This is a genomic window from Peribacillus sp. NPDC096540 (assembly GCF_050278525.1).
Lineage (GTDB): Bacteria > Bacillota > Bacilli > Bacillales > DSM-1321 > Peribacillus.
Window position 1 is genome coordinate 1 of the sequence record NZ_JBNNTG010000085.1, and the last position, 4966, is coordinate 4966.

The following is a 4966-nucleotide window of genomic DNA, read 5'->3' on the forward strand; positions in this document are numbered from 1 at the left end:
AATAGGGCGCTGCTCTTTTTCAAAAAAATTGAAGCTTGCGTTTTATTTAATATGGTCTTTTTTCTGATTATTAGTGTTTAATTTTCATGGTAGTTGAACAAGAAAAATGAAGCTATGTTGGATCAACACTTCTATTATTACGGCTATTTTCAATTTCTTTAGTTATGGAAGATTTCTTTCCAGTCGCCCTCGCCCATCTTTCATTTTGAACACCACCAAACTTTTGAATTGTTTTGATCAAACTAAATTTTAAAGCTATACGTCAGGAATCAATCTCCTTGAAAAAAATTATTGTTTGACGATAACACTTTATTGTTTTAGAATAATATGTAAAATAAGGATGTGATTTCCAATGAATCTTTTTACCAAGACCGTTCTAAAATTTTTATCAATTATGTCGCTAATTGCTCAAGTTTTATGTGCGTTTGCTGGATTAATGCTATTATTTGCGTCTGGAGCTTTATTGTTAGTACCAAACGGAGTCAAAAAACAATTGCTACAGTATGCAGATTTAAACTCAAACACAAACCTATCAGTATGGTTTTTAGTACTTTCTTGCTTAGTCGCGCTAGCAATCATTGCTTGTTTGTTTATCATTATGTACGCTCTACATAAGATAATTGGTAATATTTACGAACAACACTTCTTTGTTTCTCGAAATCTTAAATACCTAAAACTAATCTTAATCTCGATCACTAGCTTTACCGTTTTGAACTTCATTAGTCAGCTGTTATTTGCGCAAGTACATGCGTACAATGTCAGTGATATTTTTCCAGATTCTTGGCCAAGTTTAATAGGAAACATTCTTTTGTTATCCATCGTTTATACGCTTTATGTGGTTTTAAAATACGGCATATCTTTACAAAACGATTCTAACAACGTGATTTAGGTGGGAGCTCCTAATGATAAAAATTAATCTAGATCGAGTAATGCTAGAAAGAAAAATTTCTTCAAAAGCGTTAGCAGAAAAAATTGGAATTACCCAAGTTAACTTATCAATACTAAAAACAGGTAAAGCGCGTGGTATTCGCTTTGCCACATTAGAAAAAATCTGCCAGACATTAAATTGTCAGCCTAGTGATATACTCGAATATGAAGAAAAAACTGACATATAACAAAACAATTGTTATATGTCAGTTTTCAACTATTCCGCAATATGGCCCGAATGTTGAACACAAGATAAATAACACTCTTCCACAAACCTGCCCCTTTAATTCATTAAGCAAAAAGGCCACCAAATGGCAGCCCTGGATCTCAACTAACGCACCTATAGTCAGATAGGTTCATATAGGATATTAAGAGAAAATAAAAAGAGCCCTGTATGGACTCTGTATAGCTTTAAATCGTATATATAAGAATATGTGAAAGTTTTATCTGTTTTTAAACGGATCTTTATAACCTATTTCTTCATCGGTATAAGTTTCTGTCCAATTGCCTTCTGGATCAAATCTTTTTCTTCCATTTTCGTCTCGATCAATATGGTTTATATCCATTCATAGCAGTATGTAAGCCATAAAGGATTCTATAAGTTAAGTATATATCTCCATCATTTTCATACTCAAATCCTGTTCTCATTTCTCCTAGGGCCATATTTAAATCTCTATCAAGATGGCTATTATTGGTTGGCATTAAAGCTTCAATTTCATCAGCTCTTTTCCCCACTTCTGATTTGATTTCTTCAGTTAGCCAAGCATCTTCTTTACCTAAGTCGAACATTGGATCATTTGGATCTGCATTCCGAGATTTGTAGAAGTAATCGTTATTTACAATGTTGTCAAAATATTCGAATTGGTCTTTAACCATTGCTTTGATTTCAGGTGTGACATTAGTGGTAAATACCGATTAAAGAATACAGATGAAGGTAAAAAACTATTAACCAAAAATGGTTAAAGTTGTAAAGAAGTTTTGCATATAATCAAAAATAGAAAAAATTTCTAGTATAAGTTAGAGAGCTTATGAATTTTAAGGAACTAGGGGGAATGGAGTTATGATTGAAAGTTTTATACGAAATGGAAAAGGGAAAATAATTATCGATTTAAGCGATCGATTATCAAACGCTACTCGGGAATTTGAGCCAAATGCACATAAAATTATTTACAAAGATCATAAAGATTCAATTACAGTAACAGAAAAGTATTTAGGGCTTGATAAGTCTTATTGGCCAGATGAGGAAGGCTGGGCAGTAGAAGAAGTAACATTATCAACTCATTCCTACACCCATATTGATGCTCCTTATCATTATGGTTCTACATCTAATGGAAAACCTGCAAAAACAATTGAACAAATCCCCTTAAATTGGTGTTATGGAGATGGTGTTCTCATTAATATGACTTACAAGCAAGCTGGCGAAGGGATTAGTATTGATGATTTGCAACAAGAACTAAAAAGGATGAATTATTCAATCAAACCTTATGACATCATACTTATTTACACTGGAACTTCCAAGCATTTTCATCAGCCTGGTTATGAGTACTTGCATGCAGGACTAACTGCATCAGCAACAGAGTGGCTTATCGACCAAGGGGTAAAACTAATCGGGATAGATGCATGGGGTCTAGATCGTCCATTTAATGTAACAGCCAAAGAGGCAAAGGAAGGGAAGTCACAGTTTTGGGAAGCCCATATAGTAGGCAGACGTAAAGAATATTGTCAAATTGAAAAGCTTTGTAACCTTGATAAAATTTTAAAACCATATGGTTTTACAGTATGTGCGTTTCCTATCAATATTGCTAATGCAAGTGCTGGATGGAGCCGTGTAGTAGCTATTTTTGATGAAATTAATTAACCATTACTGGGGTACCTCCAACATTTCGGGAATTTTGTACGCTAAGGAAATTCAAAAATAAAACAGCCGATTTCACCTTCTATTTTTAAGGAATCGTCTGTTTTATTTGTCTTACAATTTATGCTTCTCGTAGGAGAATTCACATGATTACTATGTCCCTAGATCACCCATTCATTTCTTATGGATTGATCAGTATAGATTGTTCTGGTACCTTACCTGGTTCAGTTGCATGGGGATTTACTGAGTGCTCAAATGGTACTAAATAGTATTTCTCCGATGTTAAATCAATTGATGGATATCGGTTATAAGATTCTTCAGGGGTAATAGCGCTAGTGCCTGGTAATATTTCTGTCCCTGATTCACTTACAATTTTAAAAGCAATGTGATTTGCTTGCTCTGGCCAGTCATAATAGAGCACCGTGGATATTGGTGTTACAATCAATTTCTCTAATTTTATGGATTCGCCATTCCCGAGCTGTATTATCTGATCGAATGTAATCGTTTTGCTTGCTGCTGCTAACTTTTCAGTTGGAACTTCAATATCAAAGACCCAAGGGTGAACTATTGGCATTTCTAAGTCTAGGCGATCATACTCAATATGGAATCGAATCGTTTCACCGATCGGAATTTCTGTCAGTTGAACTTCATTTTAAATAGTAAACATGGAATCATTTAATTCTACAGATTCCCCGCCTGTACCTGAAGTTAGATTCTCTCCATTTATCAATACTTTTGGCATTGGATGCATTGGATGCATTTGATAATTAAACTTAATCCCCTCTGCCAGTTCAAAAGTGGAGCCGATTAATAATCGCCCACCATCAATCAAGACTTCATTCAATGTCAATTTACCGTACTCGTTTTCAGCTGTTTCACCTATTTTAGTTTTATATGACGAATAGTCAAGGTTTTCCTTTGAATTTATATACTTTTCAATGGTTTCGCCAACAAACGGCATATTTGCTATAGATACCCTACCTGTACTAATTGAAATACCTGTTGCTAAAATAACAGCTGCTGTAACACCTAAATATTTCTTTACGTGAGATGGCTTTTGTTTTCTTATTTTTTTTAGTACACGCTTTTCCCATTGCTTTTTCTCGAAGTTCGTAAGGCTTTTTTCTTCATACTGTTCCAAATCAACATTTAATTCGTTTAAATCATTATAAATTGACATATTCTCACTCCTCACACTTCATTTTTTTGAAATAAAAAAATTTTAAGCTTTTTACGACCTCTGGAAAGCTTGTTATAAACCCAAGACTCTTTCGCATTAAATTCCTTTGCTATTTCACTTGAAGGAGTTCCTTCTAAATAGTACTTTTCAAAGATTGTCCGTTCGCTTGCTGGTAACTGATCAAGTAATTTATCAACACAGATTTTTTCTGCTGATTGTTTCGCCTTTATCATGGATTCATTAATATCTGGAACTGAAAATTGCTGATTCTTTATTGTGATTAGTTTTCTTTGATAATCAATCGCTTTATATTTTGCAATCGCTGCAATCCATTGTTTAAATGAATTTTTCGTAGGATCAAAGGAATGAATATTATTCCATATCGATAACAAAACATCATCAAGACATTCTTCATAATCTTGTTGCTGGGAATTTAAATGACGTTTAATGATTGCTGCTAGTAAACCACTGATTAATAATAAAAGAAATTGCTTTTTCATTTTTATTCTGTATTTGTTGTACAACATTGTTCTCTGTGACTTTCAATGGTCCACCCCTCCCGATGAATATTGGTACCTACTATGTAATACGAAATGAATACGGTAAATCTATCACAAAATATATTCCCGACTAAGAAATTTCCTTTATCTTATTAAAGAATGCCCCATAAACGGACGTTTACGGTACTACTAATCACTCTATCAGAAAACAACATGTTACTTTAGGTGATAATTTGCACTTATTTTAAGTGCTATTTTGCACGTAAAAGATTGATCAAAAGGTCCTCCTGAACCCCCATATTAGCGTAAATAAAAAGAATCCATTTTGAAAAAAATGATCAAAATGGATTCTTTTCTAGTGATTTAGTATACGGTTTTCATAAAATAGTTTGCTTATTTTTAGTAATCCTTATAGATACAGATAGGTAAGGGTTTGAAATTATCGCTCCCTTTTCCCCCTGTTCACACCGTAGGTGCGACTTTCACCGCATACGGCGTTCCAAC

The 4966-nt window shown here is 33.8% G+C and carries 7 protein-coding genes; 3 read left to right on the forward strand and 4 right to left on the reverse strand.

The window, feature by feature from the left end; genetic code table 11:
* Positions 1-352: 352 nt before the first annotated feature.
* Positions 353-889 (forward strand): DUF2975 domain-containing protein, encoded by a 537-nt coding sequence (locus ACQKMR_RS28060; RefSeq protein WP_427700198.1) that lies wholly within the window; start codon positions 353-355, stop codon positions 887-889.
* A 13-nt stretch (positions 890-902) separates the two neighbouring features.
* Entirely contained in the window at positions 903-1115 is a 213-nt protein-coding gene (locus ACQKMR_RS28065) for a helix-turn-helix domain-containing protein (RefSeq protein ID WP_427700199.1), read from the forward strand.
* Positions 1116-1473: 358 nt separating this feature from the next.
* Here ACQKMR_RS28065 and ACQKMR_RS28070 read toward each other — a convergent pair whose 3' ends face one another.
* Entirely contained in the window at positions 1474-1803 is a 330-nt protein-coding gene (locus ACQKMR_RS28070; RefSeq protein ID WP_427700200.1) for a hypothetical protein, read from the reverse strand.
* A 184-nt stretch (positions 1804-1987) separates the two neighbouring features.
* On the opposite strand from ACQKMR_RS28070, the gene ACQKMR_RS28075 reads away from it, so the two are divergent.
* Positions 1988-2785 carry a cyclase family protein gene (locus ACQKMR_RS28075; RefSeq protein WP_427700201.1) on the forward strand — a complete coding sequence of 266 codons (798 nt, stop codon included), beginning with the start codon at positions 1988-1990 and terminating at the stop codon, positions 2783-2785.
* Between the two features lie 178 nt (positions 2786-2963).
* Here the strand turns inward: ACQKMR_RS28075 and ACQKMR_RS28080 are convergent, their stop codons facing one another.
* The 3 genes from ACQKMR_RS28080 to ACQKMR_RS28090 all read right to left on the reverse strand — a co-directional run bounded on the left by ACQKMR_RS28080 (position 2964) and on the right by ACQKMR_RS28090 (position 4462).
* Entirely contained in the window at positions 2964-3356 is a 393-nt protein-coding gene (locus ACQKMR_RS28080; protein WP_427700202.1) for a hypothetical protein, read from the reverse strand.
* A 78-nt stretch (positions 3357-3434) separates the two neighbouring features.
* Positions 3435-3962: a DUF4179 domain-containing protein gene (locus ACQKMR_RS28085; protein ID WP_427700203.1), complete on the reverse strand. Its 528-nt coding sequence runs from the start codon at positions 3960-3962 to the stop codon at positions 3435-3437.
* A gap of 11 nt (positions 3963-3973) precedes the next feature.
* Positions 3974-4462, reverse strand: coding sequence for a sigma-70 family RNA polymerase sigma factor (locus ACQKMR_RS28090; RefSeq protein ID WP_427700204.1), 489 nt, complete (start codon positions 4460-4462; stop codon positions 3974-3976).
* Positions 4463-4966: the final 504 nt, after the last annotated feature.

What these genes read in the sequence shown, in the direction of transcription:
- ACQKMR_RS28060 (WP_427700198.1), top strand. Translation starts at nt 353, where the DNA reads ATGAATCTTTTTACCAAGACCGTTCTAAAATTTTTATCAATTATGTCG.
- ACQKMR_RS28065 (WP_427700199.1), top strand. Translation starts at nt 903, where the DNA reads ATGATAAAAATTAATCTAGATCGAGTAATGCTAGAAAGAAAAATTTCT.
- ACQKMR_RS28070 (WP_427700200.1), bottom strand. Translation starts at nt 1,803, where the DNA reads ATGGTTAAAGACCAATTCGAATATTTTGACAACATTGTAAATAACGAT.
- ACQKMR_RS28075 (WP_427700201.1), top strand. Translation starts at nt 1,988, where the DNA reads ATGATTGAAAGTTTTATACGAAATGGAAAAGGGAAAATAATTATCGAT.
- ACQKMR_RS28080 (WP_427700202.1), bottom strand. Translation starts at nt 3,356, where the DNA reads ATGCCAATAGTTCACCCTTGGGTCTTTGATATTGAAGTTCCAACTGAA.
- ACQKMR_RS28085 (WP_427700203.1), bottom strand. Translation starts at nt 3,962, where the DNA reads ATGTCAATTTATAATGATTTAAACGAATTAAATGTTGATTTGGAACAG.
- ACQKMR_RS28090 (WP_427700204.1), bottom strand. Translation starts at nt 4,462, where the DNA reads ATGAAAAAGCAATTTCTTTTATTATTAATCAGTGGTTTACTAGCAGCA.